The organism is Kribbella sp. CCNWLW201, assembly GCF_037203805.1.
In the GTDB taxonomy this organism is placed as follows: Bacteria; Actinomycetota; Actinomycetes; order Propionibacteriales; family Kribbellaceae; genus Kribbella.
Map to the genome: position 1 here is coordinate 236124 of NZ_JBBCBQ010000005.1, position 19942 is coordinate 256065.

At 67.3% G+C, this 19942-nt stretch carries 18 protein-coding genes; 12 read left to right on the plus strand and 6 right to left on the minus strand.

Features of this window, described 5'->3' with window-relative positions:
• The first annotated feature begins 3 nt into the window (after positions 1-3).
• The gene (locus V9K99_RS22920; RefSeq protein WP_337006213.1) at positions 4-1770 is read left to right on the plus strand and encodes a metallophosphoesterase; all 1767 of its coding nucleotides are present in this window, start codon (positions 4-6) and stop codon (positions 1768-1770) included.
• Here V9K99_RS22920 and V9K99_RS22925 read toward each other — a convergent pair.
• Positions 1767-3086: an MFS transporter gene (locus V9K99_RS22925; RefSeq protein ID WP_337006215.1), complete on the minus strand. Its 1320-nt coding sequence runs from the start codon at positions 3084-3086 to the stop codon at positions 1767-1769. The genes V9K99_RS22920 and V9K99_RS22925 overlap by 4 nt on opposite strands.
• A 110-nt stretch (positions 3087-3196) precedes the next feature.
• On the opposite strand from V9K99_RS22925, the gene V9K99_RS22930 reads away from it, so the two are divergent.
• Positions 3197-4414, plus strand: coding sequence for a pyridoxal phosphate-dependent aminotransferase (locus tag V9K99_RS22930; RefSeq protein ID WP_337006217.1), 1218 nt, complete (start codon positions 3197-3199; stop codon positions 4412-4414).
• On the opposite strand, the gene V9K99_RS22935 is transcribed toward V9K99_RS22930, so the two are convergent.
• A complete protein-coding gene (locus V9K99_RS22935; RefSeq protein WP_337006219.1) occupies positions 4368-4829 on the minus strand; it encodes an EVE domain-containing protein in 462 nt (153 codons plus the stop codon). The two genes, V9K99_RS22930 and V9K99_RS22935, sit on opposite strands and share 47 nt — an antisense overlap.
• Before the next feature lie 80 nt (positions 4830-4909).
• On the opposite strand from V9K99_RS22935, the gene V9K99_RS22940 reads away from it, so the two are divergent.
• The 4 genes from V9K99_RS22940 to V9K99_RS22955 all read left to right on the plus strand — a co-directional run bounded on the left by V9K99_RS22940 (position 4910) and on the right by V9K99_RS22955 (position 7816).
• On the plus strand, positions 4910-5431 hold the full coding sequence (locus V9K99_RS22940) for a gamma carbonic anhydrase family protein (protein ID WP_337006221.1): 522 nt from the start codon (positions 4910-4912) through the stop codon (positions 5429-5431).
• 50 nt (positions 5432-5481) lie between these two features.
• Positions 5482-6189, plus strand: coding sequence for an HD domain-containing protein (locus V9K99_RS22945; protein WP_337006223.1), 708 nt, complete (start codon positions 5482-5484; stop codon positions 6187-6189).
• Between the two features lie 70 nt (positions 6190-6259).
• Positions 6260-7387: an MFS transporter gene (locus V9K99_RS22950; protein WP_337006225.1), complete on the plus strand. Its 1128-nt coding sequence runs from the start codon at positions 6260-6262 to the stop codon at positions 7385-7387.
• A gap of 66 nt (positions 7388-7453) precedes the next feature.
• The gene (locus tag V9K99_RS22955; protein WP_337006227.1) at positions 7454-7816 is read left to right on the plus strand and encodes a cupin domain-containing protein; all 363 of its coding nucleotides are present in this window, start codon (positions 7454-7456) and stop codon (positions 7814-7816) included.
• A 400-nt stretch (positions 7817-8216) separates the two neighbouring features.
• Here the strand turns inward: V9K99_RS22955 and V9K99_RS22960 are convergent, their stop codons facing one another.
• A complete protein-coding gene (locus V9K99_RS22960) occupies positions 8217-8819 on the minus strand; it encodes a TetR/AcrR family transcriptional regulator (RefSeq protein ID WP_337006229.1) in 603 nt (200 codons plus the stop codon).
• A gap of 100 nt (positions 8820-8919) precedes the next feature.
• Between V9K99_RS22960 and V9K99_RS22965 the strand changes: the two genes are divergently transcribed.
• The 4 genes from V9K99_RS22965 to V9K99_RS22980 all read left to right on the plus strand — a co-directional run bounded on the left by V9K99_RS22965 (position 8920) and on the right by V9K99_RS22980 (position 12214).
• Positions 8920-10329, plus strand: a complete 1410-nt coding sequence (locus V9K99_RS22965) for an MFS transporter (RefSeq protein ID WP_337006231.1) — start codon at positions 8920-8922, stop codon at positions 10327-10329.
• Complete coding sequence (locus V9K99_RS22970) at positions 10319-10786, plus strand: GNAT family N-acetyltransferase (protein WP_337006233.1); 468 nt, start codon at positions 10319-10321, stop codon at positions 10784-10786. Before V9K99_RS22965 ends, V9K99_RS22970 begins: the two co-directional genes overlap by 11 nt.
• A gap of 204 nt (positions 10787-10990) precedes the next feature.
• Positions 10991-11650 (plus strand): DUF998 domain-containing protein, encoded by a 660-nt coding sequence (locus V9K99_RS22975; protein ID WP_337006235.1) that lies wholly within the window; start codon positions 10991-10993, stop codon positions 11648-11650.
• Positions 11651-11719: 69 nt separating this feature from the next.
• Positions 11720-12214 (plus strand): pyridoxamine 5'-phosphate oxidase family protein, encoded by a 495-nt coding sequence (locus V9K99_RS22980; RefSeq protein ID WP_337006237.1) that lies wholly within the window; start codon positions 11720-11722, stop codon positions 12212-12214.
• On the opposite strand, the gene V9K99_RS22985 is transcribed toward V9K99_RS22980, so the two are convergent.
• The 3 genes from V9K99_RS22985 to V9K99_RS22995 form a co-directional block, all read right to left on the minus strand.
• A complete protein-coding gene (locus tag V9K99_RS22985) occupies positions 12206-13489 on the minus strand; it encodes an esterase-like activity of phytase family protein (RefSeq protein WP_337006239.1) in 1284 nt (427 codons plus the stop codon). The two genes, V9K99_RS22980 and V9K99_RS22985, sit on opposite strands and share 9 nt — an antisense overlap.
• 24 nt (positions 13490-13513) lie before the next feature.
• Positions 13514-13729: a hypothetical protein gene (locus V9K99_RS22990; protein WP_337323596.1), complete on the minus strand. Its 216-nt coding sequence runs from the start codon at positions 13727-13729 to the stop codon at positions 13514-13516.
• 63 nt (positions 13730-13792) lie between these two features.
• Positions 13793-16816 carry a PQQ-dependent sugar dehydrogenase gene (locus V9K99_RS22995; protein ID WP_337006241.1) on the minus strand — a complete coding sequence of 1008 codons (3024 nt, stop codon included), beginning with the start codon at positions 16814-16816 and terminating at the stop codon, positions 13793-13795.
• Positions 16817-17080: 264 nt separating this feature from the next.
• On the opposite strand from V9K99_RS22995, the gene V9K99_RS23000 reads away from it, so the two are divergent.
• Positions 17081-18970, plus strand: coding sequence for a glycoside hydrolase family 43 protein (locus V9K99_RS23000; RefSeq protein ID WP_337006242.1), 1890 nt, complete (start codon positions 17081-17083; stop codon positions 18968-18970).
• Positions 18971-19120: 150 nt separating this feature from the next.
• Positions 19121-19909 carry an META domain-containing protein gene (locus V9K99_RS23005; protein ID WP_337006244.1) on the plus strand — a complete coding sequence of 263 codons (789 nt, stop codon included), beginning with the start codon at positions 19121-19123 and terminating at the stop codon, positions 19907-19909.
• Positions 19910-19942: the final 33 nt, after the last annotated feature.

Here is a 19942-nt window from a genome sequence, read left to right on the forward strand (position 1 = left end):
GTCATGGATCCTCGGGTAAGTGCTCAGGTCAGGCAGCCCGCGGTCAAGTGGCTGTCCGTCCGGCAGTTGATCCGAACCGCGCTCGAGGTGATGAAGGCGACGTGGTTCGCGCGTTTCGCCGACAAGCGTGACGTGATCGGCACGGTCCGGGCGGGGTATTACGCGTTGACGCCGCCGAATCACACGAAACCGGTGCGCGTTGACTTTACTGCTGATACAGGGGATGGGTTCGATGCGACGTTCGCGGTGGCCCGGCTCCTCGCCGGCGGCCAGTCCACCGACGCGGATGTTCCTGATCAGGGTCCGGCCGAACTGCTCGTGCTGGGAGGTGACGAGGTCTATCCAGTGGCGAGTGCCGACAACTACCGTCAGCGGTTCACTGCGGTGTTCCGGGCCGCTCGCTCCAGCTATCCGCAGTTCCTCGACCACACTCACGGGCCGCCAGTGCTGGCACTCCCCGGGAACCATGATTGGTACGACGGGTTGTCGGCATTTCGTCGTACCTTCTGCGAGTCGTGGACGCGGATGGACGATGAACTCGACCCCGACGGCTTGACGAAGGTCGGGTGCTACGAGTCCGATGAAAAGACCGGACAACGGGAAGTCGCCGGCGGCTGGACCACAATTCAGTCGCGCAGTTACTTCGCGATTCGGGTGCATCCGAAGTGGTGGATCTGGGGTGTGGACTCGCAGCTCAACGCTCCCATCGACGCGGCGCAGCTTGCCTATTTCCAGCAGGCCAAGCGGCTGCTGAAGCCGGACGACGGCGTCGTGCTTCTCAGTGCGACCCCGAACTGGAAGGAGGCCGACGGTGACAGTCCGCCGGATTTGGTCCGGGAAACGCCGCTGTCCACCATGGTGAATTTCCTGCACCGGTACGACCTCCTGCCGCCGGACCGCCAGCAACTCCGGATGATCCTGACCGGCGACACGCATCACTACGCGCGCTATCTCCCGGCAGACCCGCAGCCGGATGACGGCGAGGGGCTGGAGTGGTGTCCCGGTCCCGCCCTCGTCACCTGCGGTGGCGGTGGTGCCTTCACGTCTCCCACTCATCATCTGAAGGAGACGCTGTCGGTGCCCTGGCGACGCACCCCGCCTCGAGACGTAACCCGGTACCGCCTGGACAAGGAGAAGGTCTACCCGAGAAAGGACGAGTCGAAGAAGCTGCGTCGCGAGATCTGGACGATGGGATCGCGAAACGGGCCGGTGCTCCCGGCCCTCATCGGCGCCCTCCTGGCCGTTGTGTTCTGGACCGTGGCAGATCGTCAGCTCGCTGACGTCGTACACCCGACCTCAGCCGTTGCCGCGATCGTCCTCGCCCTTGTGCTGTGCGCCTACGCCGCAACCGGAATTCGCGGAAAGAGGGGAAGCCCGTGGCAGTCCCGCTTGGCGAAGGTCGTGATCGCGGGTGTCGGGCATACCGTGCTTCATCTCGCGGCGGTTGCGCTGGTGGCCTGGGTGTTCATGGTCATCGATCCGCCGACGCTGGTGTGGGTGGTGGCCGGCTATCTGGCACTCGTCGTCCTCGGCACTCTGGCCTTCACGGTCTACCTGGTGCTCTGCGAACGCTTCGGTTTCCATGAGCTCGAGGCCTTCTCGTCGATCCGGTCGGAGAAGTTCAAGTGCGTGCTCCGGCTGACGTTCGACCACGCCAAGGTGTCGGTCGAGGTGGTCGGTCTCGACCGGGTGCCATCAGCACGCTCATCGGCAGTCGGCGAGCTGAAACCACGGCAGATCGACTATTTCGAGGTCTCACGCACAGGCTAGGCCGGGACCAGTCCGGGTGCTGTCATGACGTCGTACTCGTGGGTGAGGCGGCGGTAGGTGGTGGTGAGGAAGGCTGCCAGTACGACGATGAGCATGATGGCGCTCGCGATGACGAAGGTGAGGGCCAGGCCTCGGGCTTGGCCGGTGCCCAGGAGCCAGCCGAAGGTGGTTTGACCGCTGCCGGAGCTCATGTAGGGGACCAGGACGAACTGGGCGATCGGGCCGATGGCGAAGGCGGCGACCGGTGTCGACGCGGACTCGATGCTGTGGGCGAAGCCGAAGATGCGGCCCTGGGTCTCGAAGGGGACGACGCGCTGCAGGATCGTCTGCTCGGCCGCTTCGGCGATCGGGACGACCAGCATGAAGCCGAGCATGCCGAGCACCAGCAGCGACTGCCATTCACGGACGGCGGTGGTGATGCCGATGACGGCGATCGCCACGTTCGCCAGCAGCAGGATCCGTAGCGGCGAGCGGCCGAGTCCGTAGCGTGCCACGAACGCGCCGCCGGCGATGAAGCCGATGCTGGTGATGCCGAGGACGATGCCCCAGGACTCGACCGAGAACAGGATCAGGCCGTATGGGTCCATCAGCGTCATGAACACGCCCATGATCAGGTTGTTGAAGGTGCTGAAGAGAACCAGCGGAACGAGACCCGGTACGGCGCGCATCGTCTGCCACGAACCACGCAGATCCAGGTGATGCCGGCGGCCGGTCCGATGCGGGCGCGGTTCGTCGATCCGGATCGCGAGCAGCAGGTGTCCGAGGACGACGACAGTGAGTACGACGGCGATCGCGACCGTACCGCCCATCCCGAGGAACCCGACGGACAGCCCGCTGAGGATGCTCGTCACCAGGTGAGCCAGGCCGTTGACCGTGCCGACCATCCCGTTGGCCTTGTCGCGGCGGTCGGCGGGGACCAGCAGCGTGACCGTCGTGGCCAGCGCGATGCTCCGCAGGCTGCCCGCGAGGCTCCCGATCAGAACCAGGGCCGCGAACACCCAGAACCACGGCTTGGTCCAGTCGGCGACCGGGACCATCAGGTACACCACACCGGCGGCAGCGAACGCGACTCCGGTGACGGAGCTCGAGATCACCATCGCTGTCTTCTTACGGTTTGCGTCGACGATTGCGCCGAAGACCGCGCCGAACAGGGCGCCGGCCAGCATGGAGCTCCCGGACACGATGGACGCGACCAGCACCGACTCGGTCACCAGGTAGACCCAGAACGCCAACGCGAAGGACAGGAAAGTAGTCGTGACGTTGGCGACGAGGGTGTTCACCAGCAACCGCTTGAAGGGGCTGTGCTGCTCACTCATGGTGACTCCAGGGTCGTGATCCGGTCAGCTCTCACCCATACGTCGTACGTACGTCGCGATATTTGACACAGTCAGCGGCACGAGTTCCGGAGCGCGGTTAGGGTGCGGGAATGTCACCGGTGCTGCAGTCGTCCAAGCTCGCGAATGTCTGTTACGAGATCCGCGGACCGGTGTTGGACGAGGCACAGCGGCTGGAGGCGGCCGGGCACAGGATCCTCAAGCTCAACACCGGCAACCCGGCGCCGTTCGGCTTCGAGTGCCCGCCGGAGATCCTCGAGGACATCGTGCGTAGCCTCGCGGACGCGCATGGTTACGGTGACGCCAAGGGGCTGCCGTCAGCCCGCCGGGCGGTCGTGCAGCACTACCAGCCGTGGGGCATCCAGCTGGACATCGAGGACGTGTTCATCGGCAACGGTGTGTCCGAGCTGATCCAGATGGCCGTCCAGGCGTTGCTCGAGGACGGCGACGAGGTCCTCATTCCCGCTCCGGACTACCCGCTGTGGACCGCGGCGGTCGCGCTGGCCGGAGGTACGCCAGTGCACTACCGCTGTGACGAGCAGTCCGACTGGATGCCGGACCCCGCCGACATCGAGCGGAAGATCACCGACCGGACCAAGGCCTTGGTGGTCATCAACCCGAACAACCCGACCGGCGCCGTCTACGACCGCGAGCTCCTGGTCGAGCTGACCGAGATCGCGCGCCGGCACGGCCTGCTGATCTACGCCGACGAGATCTACGACAAGATCCTGTACGACGGAGTCGAGCACACCCCGCTCGCGTCGCTGGCTCCCGACGTACTGACACTGACCTTCAACGGACTGTCGAAGGCGTACCGGGTGGCCGGCTACCGCTGCGGGTGGATGGCGGTGAGCGGGCCGAAGCACCACGCGGCGAGCTACCTCGAGGGCCTGACGATCCTGTCGAACATGCGGCTGTGCGCGAACATGCCCGCGCAGCACGCGATCGCGACCGCGCTCGGCGGCCGGCAGTCGATCAAGGACCTGGTGTTGCCCGGCGGACGACTGCTGGCCCAACGCGATACGGCGTACGAGCTGCTCACCCAGATCCCCGGCGTGAGCTGTGTGAAGCCGAAGGGTGCGCTGTACGTGTTCCCCCGGCTGGACCCGAAGGTCTTCGGCATCACCGACGACCGCCAGTTCGTCCTCGACCTGCTCCGGGCCGAGAAGATCATGATCGTGCACGGCACCGGCTTCAACTGGCCCGAACCCGATCACATCCGGATCGTCACGCTCCCGCACAAGGATCAGCTCGCGGACGCCCTCACCCGGATCGCGACATTCCTCGGGACGTATCGCCAACGGTCATGACGGCCCGCAGTGTCTCGAAGTCCTCGGGCGCAAGGGAAACCAGACCGCGGCGGAGCTGGTAGCCCCAGTTGGGTTGCCGCGTGAGCTCCAGATCGAGGACGCGCAGCGGCACCGGTTCGACCGGCAGGAAGTCGACGCGGCGCCGCCACGGACGGATGGTGCCGCGCGCGCCCATGGCCATCGGCTCGGCCAGGTATGGCTCGGCGTCGGCGACGACGCCGAGCGCGGTGAACGCGCGGAGCGGCGACTTGTCGCCGAGACGGTCGGTCGGGGAGTAGATGACGAAGCCGTCCCCTTGCCGCAACCGCGCGACTCCTTGGCGCTTCCCGTGATTGAGCTGGATGAAGTTCTGCTGTACGGCGATCCGCGCATGCTCGGCCGAGACGACGCCGAGCCAGGCTCGTTCAGGTTTCATACGACCAGTCTCAGCCCGAATATCAGACACGAACTGTCGTATATTCAGGGCGCCGCACCACGTTCGACTTAAGGTGCGCTATGCCCTTGTTCTCGTTTGAAGGTAAGAGTCCGGTCGTGCATCCGGACGCGTGGATCGCGCCGACTGCGACGTTGGTCGGGGACGTGGTGGTCGAGGAAGGCGTGTCGATCTGGTACGGCGCTGTCGTGCGGGCCGACCTGGGCCGGATCACGATCCGGGCGGGGGCGAACATCCAGGACAACACCGTGATCCACGTCGGCCACAACGGCTGCGAGATCGGGCCGAACGCGACGGTCGGGCATCAGTGCCTGGTGCACGACTGCACGATCGGCGAGCAGGCGCTGGTCGGCAACGGCGCGATCGTCCTCGACGGCGCGATCGTCGGTGAGCGCAGTCTGGTCGCGGCCGGCTCGACGGTGACGCCGGGCGCGGTGATTCCGCCGGAATCGGTCGCGATGGGCAGCCCGGCCAAGAAGATCGTGCCGCTCGAAGGAGTCGCCAAACTCTTCGTCGACCACAACGCCGCCGTCTACCACGACCTGGCCCGCCGCCACGCCGGCACTGTCGAACAGGTTGGCTAGTGCGCTAGCGTGGCGCCTGTCTTGCAATCATTGTAAGAAAGGTGGCTGCGATGGACGCTGCCAAGCTGCGATTCGCCCGCGCGGCCGTGTTCGCACAGCTGAGTGGTGTGCCCGACCAGCTCCGTGCCCGCCTGACAGCCGGTCCTGGTACGCCGGTACTTCTTGCGGACCGCGAGCCGCCGGACACCGCGGTCACGCGCGAGGTGGTCGAGGTGGCCAGGTCGTCGTACCAGGGGCCGTTGCTCGGTCACTGCCTTCGGACCTGGCTGTGGGCTGACCTGTTCGGCAGGCGCGACGGGATCAAGCCCGACGAGGAGTTGCTGTACGTCGCCTGTCTCCTGCATGACATCGCCCTCACGGATCGCCACCGTCCACCACCGGAAGCCGCATGCTTCGCGGTCCACGGTGGTGAGGTCGCTCGTACGACGTTGATCTCGCTCGGCGTTGATTCGTCGTACGCCGATGATGTCGCGCAGGCGATCGCGCTGCACATGAACGTCCACGTCCCTGCGGATCAAGGGGTCGAGGCGCATCTCTTGCACGCCGGTGCGCATCTCGATGTCGCCGGGACGCGAGCCGGCGACCTACCTCGGCAGGCGATCCGCGACGTCGTCGCCCAGCATCCTCGCGACGGCTTCCCCGATTGCTTCGCCACGCTCATGCGCCGCGAGTCCGCCGAACGCCCCAACTCGCGCGCCGCCATCCTCTGGCGCCTGGGCATGAGCCTCCCCCTCAACCACAACCCCCTCGACCGATGACGGCTGTTCCGCCGCGTTCGGAGTCCTTGCTCGGGTGAGTGCGGGAGCGCGGGAGGCTAGGGTTTAGCGGGTGCTCAGGACGGTTGCGGGGTTCGGTGCGTTCGGGCTGTTCTGGGGTGCGTGGGGCGCGATCCTGCCGGCGGTGCGGGCTGAGGCGGGCGTCAGTGACGGTGAGCTTGGGCTTGCACTGCTGATGGTGGGGTTGGGCGCGTTGACCTCCATGCGGTTCACCGGGTTTCTGATCGATCGGAACGGCGGAGTGGTGCTGCCGATCGTGGTGGTGTTGTTCGGGGCTTGCGGCGTACTGCCCGCACTCGCCGACTCGGCCGTCACCCTCAGCGTGGCGCTGTTCTTGCTCGGGGTGACCTCAGGCGCGACGGATGTCGCCATCAACGCGACCGGGTCCCACGCGGAGGCGGTCACCGGACAGCCGCTGATGAATCTTGCCCACGGCATCTTCTCCGTCGCGGTCGTGGTCGCCAGCCTTGGTACGGCGGCACTGCGCGCAGCCGGTGCGGACGCGCTGCCGGTGCTCGGCGGAGTCGGCGTGATCATCACAGGCGTGGCTCTCGCGCTTGCACCTGGTTCTCGGGACCGTGCCCAAGCTGTGAAGACGGAAAAGCGGCGACTCGAGCCCGTTCTCCTGGTTTTCGGAGGACTCTGCGCAATCGCGTACGTCGTCGAGAACGCTTGGCAGAGCTGGAGCGCCGTACATCTCGACACCTCGCTCAACGCGGCACCAGGACTGGCTTCGATTGCCCCGGCAGTGTTCGCGGCCGCGGCTGCGTCCGGGCGGATCGCCGGGAATGCCCTGCTGAGGCGGTTGCGGCCGGTTCAGTTGCTGGTTGCCGGTGGGGTGCTCGCGGCGGTCGGTTCGATCGCGGCGGCTGCGGCCGGGACCGCGTGGCTGGCGTTGATCGGGATCGGTGTGGCCGGCCTGGGTACGTCGGTCTGCGCGCCGACGATCATCGGCATGGCCGGTGCGTGGGCGGGTCCGGAGCGGCGGGCCGGGGCGATCTCGACGGTGACCACGATCGCGTACCTCGGGTTCCTGCTCGGCCCCGCCGCGGTCGGTGCCGCGTCGTCGGCCTGGTCGCTGCCGGTCGCGCTCGGCGGGGTCGCCGTACTGGCGCTGCTCGTCGCGGCACTCGGTCCGGTCGCGGCCCGGCAAACCGAGCGGCAACCCTTTCGGTCCTGATCAAATGCTGTCGCGACCGGCCACTTCCCGGTTTACGGTGGGCAGGGATCTGAGGGGAGAGCTGTGATGACCGAGATCGCGAACACCGGTGCAGCCGTGATCAACCGCGCCGACGGGCGGGACGACGGCGAGGAGTGGACCGAGAACTACGAGCAGCTCCCGGGTGGGGCTGGGGTCTCGCTGATCCTCGAGTCCACCACGAAGGAGGGCGTCGGTCCGCGCCTGCACATGCACCCGTACGCCGAGACGTTCATCATCCGGCGTGGCTCGGCCACCTTCACCGTCGGCACCGAGCAGGTCGTCGGCCGGGCCGGCCAGATCCTCGTCGTACCGGCGGACACCCCGCACAAGTTCGCCACCGGCCCCGGCGGCTACGAGGCCGTCCACATCCACGCCAACCCCACCTTCGAAACCACCTGGCTCGAGTAGCACTCGTACGACGATCCCGCCGGATCCACCCGCCACTGAAGCCACCGTGCTGCCTCGCCAGTGAAGCCACCGTGCAAGATCCATCGAGTGTGGCGAGTCTGCCGCCAACAAGCGCTTACCCGGGACAAGGTGCCCACACTCGATGACGGTGGACGCTGCCTCGCCAGTGAAGCCACCGTGCCGCTGCCGCCAGTGAAGCCACCGTGCCGCTGCCGCCAGTGAAGCCACCGTGCGCGGAGTCGTCGAGTGTGGCGAGGCTGCTGTCGGCAAGCGCTTACTCACGGCAAGGTGCCCACACTCGGTGACGCCGGGCCGTTGCCACTGCGCCCAGTGAAGCCACCGTGGGGCGTGGGGCGGGCAGGTGGCGGGGGCTTGGGTCGCGAGTGCCTGGCGGGGGCCGCTAGCTGGGGACGGGTTTGCCGGGTGGGGTGAAGGCGGCCAGGACTGTTGCGGTGATGTAGTCGGCGGCCTTGTCGGGGGTGATGCGGCCGGCGTTGATCTCGTCGGCTGCGCCGTGCATGACGCTGTGCATGGCCCCGACCAGCCAGGACGTCGGCAGGTCCGTCCGGAACACACCCTCCTCCCGGCCTCGCTCGATCAGCCGCTCCACCCGCACCATCGGATCGGCGTGCAACTCGCGGACCCGGCCTGCCGGGAGGGCGTCCTGCGCGGCGATCAGGAGTGAGCGGAACCGGTCGACCAGGTGCCAGCTGGACTCGATCAGCCGGGCCAGCGCCTCGCGCGGATCGCCGGTCAGATCGACCTGGCTGAGCGCGGCCTCGCCGCCCTCGATCGCGTGCACGAAGACCGCGTCGACGAGGTCGGTCCGGGACGGGAAGTGACCGTAGAGAGTGACCCGGCCGACACCGGCCGCCTTCGCGATGTCGCTGGTGCTCGCGGCCGGATCCCGGCTGAGGCATTCGGTCGCCGCGGCCACGATCGACGCGATGTTCCGCTGTGCGTCGGCACGCTTGGTCGTCGTACCCGCTGACTTCGCCGGCATCGAACCTCCTCTTGTCGAACACCACTGTACGAGTTATCGTAGCCGAAATAACCCGAACACTGGTGTTCGAGATAGCCAAAATGTGAGGAGGGGACCGGAGATGTCCGGACCGATCAAGGAAGAACCCGAGGCCGTCGCGGCCGACCCGCGGCGGTGGCGGATGCTGGGGCTGCTCGCCGTCGCGCAGTTCATGCTGATCCTCGATGTGACCGTGGTGGCGATCGCGCTGCCGCACATCGGGACCGACCTGGGGCTCGAGCGAGACACGCTGACCTGGGTGGTCAGCGCCTACACGCTGATGTTCGGTGGCCTGATGCTGCTGGGCGGGCGCGCGTCCGATCTCTTCGGCTCTCGCAAGGTGGTGTTGGCCGGCCTGTTCGTGTTCACCGCGGCCTCGCTGGCGACCGGCCTGGCGACCAGTGCCGAACTGCTGATCGGCGGCCGGATCGCGCAGGGAATCGGTGCCGCGATGCTGTCGCCGGCCGCGCTCTCCACGGTGACCAAGACCTTCGACGGCGACGAGCGGAACAAGGCGCTCGGCATCTGGTCCGCGATCGGTGGCGGCGGCTCCGCGATCGGCGTTCTGCTCGGTGGCGTGCTGACCGCCGGCCCGGGGTGGCAGTGGGTGTTCTACGTGAACGTGCCGATCGGCGTGATCGTGTTCGCGATCCTGCTGAAGATGCTGCCGGCCGACCGTCCGGCGGAGAGCCAAGGCCGGCTCGACGTACCGGGCGCGATCCTGGTCACCGCCGGTACAGGTACGGCGATCTACGCGCTGATCAACGCCGGCGACCGCGGTTGGCTGTCGGCCGCAACGCTGGGCACGCTGGCCGGCTCGGTCGTCCTGTACGCCGTGTTCGCCTGGCTGCAGTCGGTCGTCCGGTCGCCGCTGATGAACCTGCGCATCTTGACCCGCCGCCCGGTGGCCGCCGGTACGTTCCTGATCCTGGTCGCCACCGCGCTGATGATCGCGGTCTTCTTCCTCGGATCGTTCTACCTGCAGCACTACAAGGGGTACGGCGCCCTGCGCACCGGACTCCTGTTCCTGCCGATCGCCGTACTGACCATCCTCGGAGCGCAGGTGTCCGGCCAGGTCATCGGCAAGGTCGGGGCCCGTCCGGTGGCGATGATCGGCCTGACGATTGCCGCATTGGGCATCGCTGTCCCCGCCATCTGGGAGGGTGCTGCCATGGTCGTGATCGGGACGAGCTTCGGCGCCGGCGGTATCGGTGCGGCGTTCGTCGCGGCCTCGACCACCACGTTCGCGCAGATCGACTACACCGAGGCCGGGCTGGCGTCCGGGATCCTCAGCACCTTCCACGAGTTCGGTGCGGCGCTCGGAGTGGCGATCGTGTCGAGTATCGCGGCCGCGAGTCTGGCCGGAACGGTCACGACCGGCTTCAGTCGCGGATTCACCTTCGCCGCCATCACCGCGGCCGTCGCGGCCGTCCTCGCGCTGGTCGTCGTACCGGTCGCCAAGCCTTCGACAGGAGCAGCTCATGCCCACTGAGATTCGTCGTGCGGTCCCCGCGGATGCCGAGGTCGTCCGGACCATGCTGGTCGAGCTCGCCGACTACCAGGACCAGGGCAAGGACGTCACCGCCACTGTGGAGGACTGGCAAGGGTTCCTCGGCCGGGACGACGTGATCGTGCTGATCGCCGAGATCGACGGGACGGCGGCGGGGTACGTGTCGTCGCTGCGTCGCCCGTATCTGTGGGTCGGCGGGGACCTGCTCGCCCTGGACGACCTCTACGTGCGGGAGCAGTTCCGCGATGCCGGAGTCGGCCGGGCGCTGATGCTCGAGCTCGCCCGCCACGCCCTGCCGGACCGCCTGACGATCGGCTGGGGCCTCCGCCTCGAGAACGAAGCCGGCTACCGCTTCTACGACCGCCTGGGCGCGAAGCTGGTCACCAAGACGGCCGCCAGCTGGTCCGCGGACACCTACGAGAAACTCCTGGCCGATTGACTGCCGATCCCGGACCTGTGCCACTCACCAAAGCCGCACCGATCGCCGGTCTGAGCTCGCGGCTGAGCGTGAGCTGCGTTGGTTGTGTGCAATTGGTGAGTGGTGCAGGTCCGCTGAGGTTTTCGGGTGGAGTGTCGATTTCGGGCCAGGTCGGTCGACGCAGGGGTGAAGGACGACCTCAGACCACCTGGAAGGACCCCGGCGATGACCACCAACGACCTGACGGCTCCGGCCACCACCCGTGTTTCCACCCGCGCCCTGCTGACCGGCGGGATCGTGGCCGGCCCGCTGTACGTCGCGGTCTGGCTGATCCAGGCCTTCACCCGGGAGGGCTTCGACCTGACCCGGCACCCGGCCAGCCTGCTGGCCAACGGCGGCCCGGGGTGGATCCAGACCACTAACTTCGTCATCGCCGGCCTGCTGTCGATCGGTGCCGCGGTCGGCCTCCGCCGTACCCTCACCGGACGGGGCAGCACGTGGGCGCCGCGGTTGCTCGGCGCGTACGGCGTCGGCCTGCTGCTCGCCGCGATCTTCCCGGCCGACCCGGGCGCCGGCTTCCCGGCCGGTACGCCGGCCGACTACGCCGAGGTCAGCACCCGCGGCATCGGCCACTTCGTTGCCGGCAGCATCGGGTTCACCGGCCTGATCGCCGGCTGCCTGGTGGTGGCCGCGCACTACCGCAGCATCGGCCGTACGGCGTTCAGCCGCTACTCCGCCGCCACCGGCATCCTCTTCTTCGGCGCCTTCGCCGGTCTCAGCGCCGGCGCCGGCTCCCGCCCCACCATCATCGCCTTCGACCTCGCCGTCATCCTCGGCTGGACCTGGATCGCCACCCTCTGCGCGGACAAGCGCCGCAACGTCTGACCTTCGGCAGCCCTGGCTCCCCGAGCCAGGGCTGCCGAGTTGTCAGCGGAGGTGGCTAGCGTCGGGTGTATGGGTGAACCGTTCGCTCGGCGGCCGCAGGTGCCGCATTACTACAAGTTCTCGCAGGATCCCGAAGGGCTGCTGCCCTGGTCGTATGCCGTCGAGCGCTTGGTGGCGGCGCGGAACTACTGGATCGCGACCTGCCGGCCGTCCGGCGCTCCGCACACGACGCCGCTGTGGGGCGTGTGGGTCGACGACGTGCTGTACCTCGACGGTTCACCGGAGACCAGGTGGGGCCAGAACATCGCGGCGAACCCGCAGGTGAGCGTCAACCTGGAGAGCGCGGACGACGTGGTGATCGTCGAGGGCGATGCCGAGTTCTGCGTGACCGATGACAAGTTGGCTCAGCGCATCGTCGACGCGTGGACCGCGAAGTACGGTCGGCTCGTGCCGGAGCCGGCCGACGAGGACGGCGGTGTCGTCACCGTTCGTCCCCGCCGGGTTCGGGCCTGGCACGACGCCTTGCTCGACGGGACCGTCTGGATCCTCGGAGATTCAGCGTAGGCGGATGGTGACGAGCCTGGTCTCGATGCCGCTGTCGTTGAGATTGCCAGCCGCGTCGAAGGCGCCGGTGCCGTCGGTCATGCCGAAGTCGTTGTCGTTGATGACTGCCAGCGTCCACGGGTTGACCAGCGCGACGCCCTCGATCTTCTTGGGTACGCCGGGGATCGTGTTGAGGTCGAAGAAGAGCTTCTTCGGCAGCGCCGGCGGGTCAGTCAGGGCTTCCAGCGAAGGCGTGGTGGCCAGGTCGTCCCAGCGCGTGCCGAGGATGTTGTAGCCGGACTTGAGGACGACGCGCTGCAGCCGTGCCGCGTTGTCGGTGCGCTCCTGGACCAGCAGGGTTTCGGGGCCGACGGCAACGACCGAGGAGATCTTCAGCTCGGTGTTGTCGTCCTCACCCGGGTCGACCACACCGACCGGGTCGAATTGGTACGCGTACTCCGCGGTGACCTTCCCCTTGTACGGCGAGAAGCGCAGAAGTCGCGTGGTCCGGGACGCTTCGCCGACTGCCTTACTCGGGTTGAGCAGCGGACTCTGCAACGCCAGCACCAGGTCACCGCCGGGCAGCTGAGCGAGACCCTCGAAGCCGCGATTCCCCTTGCGGGTAAGGAAGATCGACGGCAGCGCCTCGATCACCGGGTAGTCGGCGCCGGTCAGCGACAACCCCTTCGGCACGTACCGGGCGAGCACCTTGCCACGGGCGGAGACGTGCACGAGCGACGGGCTGTATTCGTCGACCAGCCAGAACGTCCCGTCATGCGCCCGGACGATTCCCTCGGTGTCCAGCCCGTTCGGATTGAGGTTGAGTCGGCTGGATGCGTCGTACGTGTAGGGGATCTCGTCCCGGCTGGCCTGGTTGGACAGGCCGGTCACGGGTGCACCGCTGCGCGTGGCGATCGGGATCGCGGTCAGGATCTGCAGCTTGCTGCCGGACGCCTTCACCTTCACGATGGCCGGATCGAATCCGGGCACCGGGAACGTACGGCGGTTGACGCCGTCGACCTTGATCTGGCCGTTCGGCCCGCGGTCGGTGACGGTCCAGAACTCATCCGGTCGTTCGGACGGGAAGAGGTCACTTCCGATGCCGCCTAGGTCGACGCCGCGATCGTTCGTGACGCTCCCCGGCAGCAGCGCATTGGAGAACGCGCCGAGCGGGATGTCAGGCAACGTCGCGGTACCGACAACCCGTGCCTGCGGGTCGCTCGCCTGAGCCGAACTCGTCAGCAGCGCCGCGACCACCACCGCCGACGCACCCGCCACCACCAACCGCCGAATCATGAACGATCTCCCCTCCACCGGATGTCATCGCGACATTCCTCGCGGCGGGTGAACGCCCAGTGAACATCGCCTCAAGCAGTCACGTACGGCGGTGATTAGGTTCGTGGCTCGGGGATCGCCGTGGCCGAGCATCCGGTTGGCGACGTAGGCGAAACCCACGCCGTACTCGTCGTCGGCGAAGGCGAACTGGCCGCCGGCGCAGTCGTTGCCGAATCCCTCGTCCACAAAGCCGCTGTGCATGATCCCGTTCTTCGTCGTAGGCCGGAGTTACCCTACGTCCGGGACCGAGCTGTCACGACTGATTTACGGCAGCACCCACTTCTGGTTGATCGCGGTATGGCAGGTGTAGAGGATCAGTCTCGTCCCGTTCGCACTGGATCCGCCGGCGGCGTCGAGGCACTGTGCGGCGCGGACGTTGAGGAGCGTGCCGTCGGCGCGTGGCAGCCACTTCTGGCCGGCGCTTCCGTCACACGTCCACAGCACGGCCGGCGTGCGAAGCGCCGTGTCGCGGGCATCCAAGCACTTGCCGAGCGCCCTGATCGTGCCGTCCTCGAACTGGGTCCACTGCTGGTTCGCGTTGCCGTGGCAGGTGTACAGAGTCGTCGGCGTCCCGTCGGCCGAGCTGGCCTGGTAGATGTCGATGCACTTGCCCGCGATCCCGGAGATCGGGCCGGTGTCCTGGAACACCCCGAACTCCCAGAGCGAGTAGTAGCTGCCCGCGATACCCCGGGCCGTCGCGCTGATCCGCACATACCTGGCGTAGTTGGACGAGAACGTCAGGCTGTCCGTGCCACCGTCTCCGACCGTGGTCGAGTAGACGGTCTTCCAGGTCCGTCCGCTGCCCGACACCTGGATCTGATAGGCCTTGCCGTAGTTCGATCCCAGCCAGCTGAGTAGCACGTGGTTGATCACCTTGACCGAACCGAGGTCGACGTACAACCACTGTGGATCGGTGCGCGCACTCGACCAGGCCGTCGTCATCGAGCCGTCCACGGCCTTCGGGCCTTCCCGGCCGGCGGTGTAGACGCTGGAGACGAACACCGGGCGGTTGAGCGCCAGGTTCCGCTTCGGGATGTACGTCGCTGTGTAGGTCGCCGGCGTGGCAGGCGCGGTGAAGTTGTGGCTCCGCGCACCGCCGTCGGACCAGGACGCGAACCGGTAGAGCTTGCCCGCGGACGGCTGCAACAGATCGGCGGACAGCGATCCGTTCGACCCGATGATCGCCGTACTCGTGGCTGGAGTGGTCACTGTCTTGGAGAAGTTGGTGACCTTCAGCCCCGACGGCTGTGTCGCGAACGTGAGCCCGACAGTCGCCGGGTCGAGCCGGACACTCTTGACGTCGGTCAGCCCGCTGGAGTCCCGGGCGGTGAGCTTGAGCTCCAGGTACGACGGATACTCGTGATCGGGAGCCGTGAACGTGCCGCTCGTGCCGGTCATCGTGGTGATCTGATGCGCGTGGCAGTCACTCGGGCAGTGGTTCATGATCAGCGACCAGGTGAGCGCCGATCCGGGCAAGGTGCCGTCCTCGGCGTCAGTCGCCGTACCAGCGAAGCTGATCGTGTCGCCGACCTTCCACTTCGTCGCCGGGCTGGGGGCCGTGATCGTCGCAGTCGGTGGGCCGTTGGCCACATCGATCTCGGTCGATGCGGTGCCGGTCCCGCCCTTGCCGTCGCTCACTCGCAGTCGAGCGGTGACGGATCCGCTGCCCGTGTACGTGTACTGAACGGTCGCCGCGGTCGAGTCGTCGTACTGGCCGTCTCCGTCGAGGTCCCAGGCATACGTCAGCGCGTCGCCGTCGGCGTCGTTGGAGGCGGTGCCGTCGAAGGTGACGGTGAGCGGGCTCGGGCCGCTGGTCGGATCGGCGTCGATGATCGCGGTCGGCGGGTTGTTCGTCCCGTTGTAGACGTAGCGCATGATCCGGCCGCCGTCGTAGTCGACGGCGAAGATGTCGCCACCCGGTCCGGTCTGCAGTCTTGTGGTCCCATAGCCCGAGGCGAAGGTGACGATCTCGGCCGGGGAAGGCAGTCCGTTCGCGCCGGGGAGCATCGCCCAGACACACTTGCGGCTGTAGTCGGCGAAGAACAGGGCGCCGTCGTACTCGGGCGGGTAGTTGCCGTCCTCGTAGAAGGACATGCCGGTGATCGACGAACTACCGGTGCCGCAGCTCTCACCGGCGACTACTTTTTCGGAGTGGTTGTAGGCGAAGTACGGCGCTGCGACCGCGCTCGAGCCGGCGGCGTACAGGTTCTCGCAGATGTTCAGGTCCTGGCCGTCGTACCCGGCCTGCTTGTTGGCGCCTTCGTAGCAGGGCCAGCCGAAGTTGGTCACGCCGGCGGTCGGACTGACGATGCGGTCGATCTCCTCCCAGGCGCTCCAGCCGACGTCGCCGACCCAGAGCTCGTTGGTGCCCGGGCGGAAGTCGAAGCGCATCGGGTTGCGCAGTCCGTGTGCCACGATCCGGCGGGTGTTGAGGTCCGAGCTGCTCAGCAGTGGGTTGCCGGGCGCGGCCAACCCGGTGTCGGGGTTGATCCGGATGATCGAGCCGTCGAGCGTGGCGGGGTCGCCGCTCGTCCGGATGTCCTGGGCGCGCAACGCGCCGCCCTCGGCCGTCGGCGGGGCGAGCGCGGTGCCGGTCGGTAATGGGGGATCGGCACAGGGGTTGTCCGGCGTGAGGTCCGAGGAGGGGAAGCCGTCCTGGCCGTAGTCGGCGTAGTTGAAGCTGGCGCCGTCGCCGCCGCCCGCATAGAGCATGCCGTCCGGCCCGAACTCGATCGAGCCGATCGAGTGGCTGGGGAACACCTGGCACCAGTCTTCGATCAGGACCTGCTCGGCCACGGCCGAGCCGCTCGGGGTCAGGACCGACAGTCGCGCACTGGCCTGGCAGCCGTCACTCGTCGGCCCGGGTGGCGATGGGCACGGGTCGTTGGTCGCGCCGGCGGTTCCCCATTTCGGTGCGGCTCCGCCGATCAGGGCGTCGTGCGTATAGAGGACGTAGACCCGCGGATCCGCGGGGAAGTCAGGGTGCAGGGCGAGGCCGAGCAGTCCGCGGTCCCAGTAGTTGTAGACCTTGGTGCGCAGGTCCGCGAACACGGCGGGAGTGGTGTCCTCGAGCGAGTCGAAGACCTTGATCAGGCCGCTCTTCTCGGCGACGAACACGCGGCCGTCGGCGGCGAACGCGACATTCGTCGGATTCGTCAGCCCGGTGAACGCGACTTGCTCACTGAAACCGCTCGGCACGACTGCAGCGCGTGCCGGTTCGGTCATGGTCAACGGCGCCAACAGCACCACGCACAGCGCTGCCAGCAGCCTTTTGGCGGAATGCAACATGGTCCCCCCAGGGAAAGCCTCGATCCCGGGCCCCACTCCCGGCAAGACGTCGAGGTGCCCGACAGCATGCGGCACGATCGGTGTGCGATGCAATAGGTCGTTTGAAAGGGTTATCGCGAAGAGTTCTGGCCGGATCGACTGTGTTCGATTGTGTACGGACCGTTGAAGTCGAACGCCGCGCACAGCACGCTGAGGCGCACGTTTTCGCCTGGTGAGGAGACAGTCACGATGACCCGTCGGAGATTACGATTCGCCGTTGCAGCCTTGGCGGTTCTGGTGGCCTCGGTCGCCGGTGTCACGCCGGCCTCGGCGGCCGGCAAGTACGAGAGCTTCCGGCCGGGGGAGCCGTGGCTGGACACCAACGGCCAAGTGATCCAGGCGCATGGCGGCCAGGTCGTGCCGGCGACCGACGATCGCGGTCAACGGATCTATTACTGGTACGGCGAGGACCGGAGCAAGGGGTACTTCGACAGCCCCGGGGTGCACCTGTACTCGTCGTACGACCTCTACAACTGGAAGGACGAAGGACTCGCGCTGCGGGCGATGAGTTCGACGGACCAGTTCACCGACGACCCGTACTTCGCCAAGCTCTACAAGGGGTACACCGCCGCACAGAAGGAGATCGTGTGGCGTGACCTGTCGACCAACAGCGTCCGCACCGACGGGTGGGCACGGCCGTCGATCCTCGAGCGGCCGAAGGTGATCTACAACCAGGCCACCGGGAAATGGATCATGTGGGTGCACTCCGACGGACCGTCGTCGCCGACGAGCACGTCGACCTACGCACGGGCCGAGGCCGGCGTGGCGATCGCGAACTCACCGAAGGGCCCGTTCCGCTGGATCGACTCCTACCGGCTGAACCGGGTGCCGAGCGACTCGGTGCCGTGGTGCGGTACGTCGTCCGCGTTCGACCCGGCCGGTGGGATGGCCCGGGACATGAACCTGTTCGTGGACGACGACGGTACGGCGTACATCATCTACTCCTCCGAGGAGAACCGGACGATGTACATCTCCAAGCTGAACAAGTCCTACACGTATCTGTCCGCCGCACCGGAGAACGCCGTACAGGGTCAGGACTTCGTCCGGACGCTGCCGTGCAACCAGCGGGAGGCGCCGGCCATGTTCAAGTCCGAGGGCACGTACCACCTCGTGACGTCGGGGGCGACGGGCTGGGACCCGAACCCGGCGCGGTACGCAACCTCGCAGAACATCCTCGGCCAGTTCACCGACCGCGGTAACCCGGTGCCGGGGGCCGGGGCGGCGAACACCTACCGGTCTCAGAGCACCAACGTGATCCCGGTCGACCGGAAACAGAACAAGTTCATCTTCATGGGGGATCGGTGGACCCCGAGTGATCTGGCGAACGCGCCGTACGTCTGGATGCCGATGAGCTTCGGCGAGGGCGGCAGTCTCACCATCGGCCCGGATCAGGAGTGGACGCTGAAGGACTTGAAGTCCTACACGCGCTGGACTGTCACGTCGACGGTCCCGGACCACGTGTGGCTCAACGACACCAGCACCCTGCCGGACAAGGTCACCGTGACGACTTCGCGCGGATCGGCGCAGATCGGGGTTACGTGGGATGCGTCGACGATCGGCCAACCCGGGCCGGCGCAGTTGCGGGGGACGTTGTCCGACGGTCGGACCTTCACGCGTTCTGTTGTCGTCGTACCTCAGGGACTTCGGTACGCCGTCAACGCGGGAGGTACTGCGACTGCCGACTGGACGCGGTTGACCCAGGTGGCCGGACCGCTGCTCAACTCCGCTGCGGAACAGCCACTCGGGACCGACCCGGTCACCGGAACGACGTGGGGCTACACGGGATCCAGCGCGCCTGCTGGTACCGGTGACATGTACACCACCCTGCGTTACGCCAAGAACCATGAGCCGCTCGTCTATACCTTCGGTGGTTTGGCGCCCGGGACGTACACGGTCCACGCCGGCTACTACGACCCGTGGCCGTGGGCCAACCGTGCCGCCGAGGTCTCGATCAACGGATCGGTGGTTGACGCTGAGCGCCTCTTCACCGCGACTCCGACTGCGGCGTCGTACGGCGGGGTGACTGTGGGCTCCGACGGCGCACTGACCGTCACCATCCGGCCGACCCGCTCACCCGACATCCAGGTCAGCTGGCTGATGGTCGCCAAGAACTAGCTGGTGGGTTCCCCGGGACGCTCCCCGAGCGGGCGAACGCGCCTGGACGGTAACCCGGCGACCCGGGGAACCCAACCACAGATCCCATCACACCGAGGGGTCACGCCGGATTTCTGCAACGCCGTGGGTATCGAGCAGCGTCTGTAGGTCATGAAGATGCGGTTGCTCGGTGTTGTGATGGCGGGCGTGGGCCTGTCTCTGGCCGCCTGCGGTTCCGAGGTGCGGGCCGCCGACGGTGGTGGTGGCTCGCCGGTTGGGACGTCGTACCTCTCGATCAAGCTGACCGAGGACGGCAAGGTCAAGCAGTTGGTGCCGGGGACCCGGATCCGCCTGGACTTCCGCGACGGAGCGCTCGCCTTCAACGCCGGCTGCAACCAGCTCGGCGGCACGATCTCACTCGGCGGCGGCGTCCTGACGATGGACGGCTATGGCGGCACCGAGATGGGTTGCGATCCGGCGCTGCAAGCCCAGGACGAATGGCTCGGTGAGCTCCTCAAGGAAGGACCTACCTGGAAGCTCGAGGGGGACACCCTGACCCTCACCAGAGGGAGTACGACGCTCGTCCTCCAGGACCGCGAGATCGTCGAGCCGGACCTTCCGATCGCAGGCACCAGGTGGACCGTGGACGGTGTGCTCTCGGGGGAGGCCGTCGACCACTTCTCCCAGCTGCCGCCGGCGTACTTGACGATCAAGGGCGAGCGAGTCACCGGTTCGACCGGCTGCAACGAGTTCCACGGAAACGTCACCCACACCGCCGGCAGCCTGTCCGTCGGCGCGCTGACCGTGACCACAAGTGAGTGCGCGGGGGACGTCGGCCGGCAGGAGAAGGCTGTGCTTTCCGTCCTGGCGGGCAAGTTGTCCTACTCGATCGACTCCAACCGCCTGGAACTCCGAACCGCCGACGGCAAGCACGGCCTCAATCTGATCGCCAAGAGGTGAGAATGGGCGGGTGACTGCGGCGCGGACGGTGGC

Coding starts and splice junctions, on each gene's coding strand:
- V9K99_RS22920 (WP_337006213.1), top strand. CDS start 4: ATGGATCCTCGGGTAAGTGCTCAGGTCAGGCAGCCCGCGGTCAAGTGG.
- V9K99_RS22985 (WP_337006239.1), bottom strand. CDS start 13,489: ATGATTCGGCGGTTGGTGGTGGCGGGTGCGTCGGCGGTGGTGGTCGCG.
- V9K99_RS22945 (WP_337006223.1), top strand. CDS start 5,482: ATGGACGCTGCCAAGCTGCGATTCGCCCGCGCGGCCGTGTTCGCACAG.
- V9K99_RS22990 (WP_337323596.1), bottom strand. CDS start 13,729: ATGCACAGCGGCTTTGTGGACGAGGGATTCGGCAACGACTGCGCCGGC.
- V9K99_RS22980 (WP_337006237.1), top strand. CDS start 11,720: ATGGGTGAACCGTTCGCTCGGCGGCCGCAGGTGCCGCATTACTACAAG.
- V9K99_RS22925 (WP_337006215.1), bottom strand. CDS start 3,086: ATGAGTGAGCAGCACAGCCCCTTCAAGCGGTTGCTGGTGAACACCCTC.
- V9K99_RS22960 (WP_337006229.1), bottom strand. CDS start 8,819: ATGCCGGCGAAGTCAGCGGGTACGACGACCAAGCGTGCCGACGCACAG.
- V9K99_RS22940 (WP_337006221.1), top strand. CDS start 4,910: ATGCCCTTGTTCTCGTTTGAAGGTAAGAGTCCGGTCGTGCATCCGGAC.
- V9K99_RS22970 (WP_337006233.1), top strand. CDS start 10,319: ATGCCCACTGAGATTCGTCGTGCGGTCCCCGCGGATGCCGAGGTCGTC.
- V9K99_RS22995 (WP_337006241.1), bottom strand. CDS start 16,816: ATGTTGCATTCCGCCAAAAGGCTGCTGGCAGCGCTGTGCGTGGTGCTG.
- V9K99_RS22975 (WP_337006235.1), top strand. CDS start 10,991: ATGACCACCAACGACCTGACGGCTCCGGCCACCACCCGTGTTTCCACC.
- V9K99_RS22935 (WP_337006219.1), bottom strand. CDS start 4,829: ATGAAACCTGAACGAGCCTGGCTCGGCGTCGTCTCGGCCGAGCATGCG.
- V9K99_RS22965 (WP_337006231.1), top strand. CDS start 8,920: ATGTCCGGACCGATCAAGGAAGAACCCGAGGCCGTCGCGGCCGACCCG.
- V9K99_RS23005 (WP_337006244.1), top strand. CDS start 19,121: ATGAAGATGCGGTTGCTCGGTGTTGTGATGGCGGGCGTGGGCCTGTCT.
- V9K99_RS22930 (WP_337006217.1), top strand. CDS start 3,197: ATGTCACCGGTGCTGCAGTCGTCCAAGCTCGCGAATGTCTGTTACGAG.
- V9K99_RS22955 (WP_337006227.1), top strand. CDS start 7,454: ATGACCGAGATCGCGAACACCGGTGCAGCCGTGATCAACCGCGCCGAC.